1 protein-coding gene, 1 tRNA gene and 1 other RNA gene are annotated in these 2023 nt (G+C 69.7%); 2 read left to right on the top strand and 1 reads right to left on the bottom strand.

Features of this window, described 5'->3' with window-relative positions; translation table 11 throughout:
* Nucleotides 1-134 precede the first annotated feature (134 nt).
* A tRNA-Ser gene (locus tag FGD71_RS35085) sits at nucleotides 135-222 on the bottom strand.
* Between the two features lie 72 nt (nucleotides 223-294).
* On the opposite strand from FGD71_RS35085, the gene ffs reads away from it, so the two are divergent.
* Together ffs and FGD71_RS35075 are read left to right on the top strand one after the other, a co-directional pair.
* Nucleotides 295-389, top strand: an RNA gene (ffs, locus tag FGD71_RS35080) — signal recognition particle sRNA small type.
* 162 nt (nucleotides 390-551) lie between these two features.
* The coding region (locus FGD71_RS35075; protein WP_119104605.1) for a DNA polymerase III subunit gamma and tau at nucleotides 552-2023 on the top strand (1472 nt) is incomplete at its 3' end.

The following is a 2023-nucleotide window of genomic DNA, read 5'->3' as shown; positions in this document are numbered from 1 at the left end:
GGCGCGGGGGCGCGGGGGCGCGGGGGAGCGGGGGAGCGGCGGAAAGACCAACCGAGACGGAACCCGTGACGGACAACGCCGAAGGGCCCCACCGCGAACGGTGGGGCCCTTCGACATCGTGCCCGGTGAGGCACTGGCGGAGGATACGAGATTCGAACTCGTGAGGGGTTGCCCCCAACACGCTTTCCAAGCGTGCGCCCTAGGCCTCTAGGCGAATCCTCCGCCGGAAACATTACATGACGGCGGGGAGTGGTCGCGAACTCGTTCGTGCCGGTCGGATCAGGTACTCTGTGCGGAGCCCCTCACGTGGCGCTATCTGACTGAACTCCCCCAGGGCCGGAAGGCAGCAAGGGTAGGTTGGCTCTGGCGGGTGCGTGGGGGGCGCTTTGCGTTGCCGTCCGGTTCAGGTGCGTTCCGTTGGCTTCAGTTCGGTTCAGTCGGGTTCAAGGGCCCAGGGGATCGGGTTGAGCCAGGGGTTCAGGCACGGGGAAGCGGAGTTCCGTCCCGGTGGGCGGCTCTTGTTGTCAGTGGGCGCCTATAACCTCGTATGTGTGTCGTCTCTCGCGCTGTACCGCCGTTATCGCCCGGAGTCGTTCGCCGAGGTCATCGGGCAGGAGCATGTCACTGACCCGCTGCAGCAGGCGCTGCGCAACAACCGGGTCAATCACGCGTACCTGTTCAGCGGGCCGCGCGGATGCGGGAAGACGACCAGTGCGCGGATCCTGGCGCGCTGTCTGAACTGTGAGCAGGGGCCCACGCCAACCCCCTGCGGTGAGTGCCAGTCCTGCCGGGACCTGGCGAGGAACGGGCCGGGGTCCATCGACGTCATCGAGATCGACGCCGCCTCGCACGGTGGCGTGGACGACGCCCGTGACCTGCGCGAGAAGGCCTTCTTCGGACCGGCTGGCAGCCGGTACAAGATCTACATCATCGACGAGGCGCACATGGTCACCTCGGCGGGCTTCAATGCCCTGCTGAAGGTGGTCGAGGAGCCGCCGGAGCACCTCAAGTTCATCTTCGCCACGACCGAGCCCGAGAAGGTCATCGGGACCATCCGGTCGCGGACCCACCACTACCCGTTCCGGCTCGTGCCGCCGGGGACCCTGAGGGAGTATCTGGGCGAGGTCTGCGGACATGAGGGCATTCCCGTCGAGGACGGGGTGCTTCCGCTGGTGGTGCGGGCCGGGGCCGGGTCCGTACGTGACTCCATGTCCGTCATGGATCAGTTGCTCGCCGCGGCCGGTGCGGACGGCGTGACGTACGCCATGGCGACCGCCCTGCTGGGGTACACGGAAGCGTCGCTCCTCGACTCGGTCGTGGAGGCTTTCGCCGCGGGGGACGGGGCCGCCGCCTTCGAGATCGTGGACCGGGTCATCGAGGGGGGTAACGATCCACGGCGATTCGTCGCCGATCTGCTGGAGCGGCTCAGGGATCTGGTGATTCTGGCGGCCGTGCCCGATGCGGCCGAGAAGGGGCTCATCGACGCTCCCGCCGATGTCGTGGAGCGGATGCAGGCGCAGGCGGGCGTCTTCGGCGCGGCCGAGCTGAGCCGCGCCGCCGATCTCGTCAATGACGGACTGACGGAGATGCGGGGAGCCACCTCGCCCCGGCTTCAGCTCGAGTTGATCTGTGCGCGGGTGATGTTGCCCGCGGCGTACGGCGACGAGCGGTCCGTCATGGCCCGGCTCGACCGCTTGGAGCGGGGCGTCAACTTCGCCGGGGCGGGCGCCGGGCCTGCCATGGGATACGTGCCTGGGCCCGACGCTCATGCGGGGGCGCAGGGTGGTTCCGCTGCGTCTGCTCCCCCTGGTCCCTCTGGTCCCTCCGCTCCTCCTGTTCCGCCGGGGGGCGGGCCTGCCGCGGCTCGGGCCGCCGTGCGTGGAACAGGGGCCCCCGGCTCCGAGAGTGGTGGTGCGACTGGAGGGGGCTCAGGACCTGACTCGGGTACCGGGACGGCCCCGGCCGCGGCCTCGGCTCCGGCCGCGCCCGTCGCGCCGGTTCGCGAGCAGCCGCCCGCGCAGCC

The organism is Streptomyces sporangiiformans, from assembly GCF_005768555.2.
Taxonomy (GTDB): Bacteria; Actinomycetota; Actinomycetes; order Streptomycetales; family Streptomycetaceae; genus Streptomyces; species Streptomyces sporangiiformans.
Note: the sequence above shows the minus strand (reverse complement) of the source record. Positions and strands in the feature narration are given on the sequence as shown.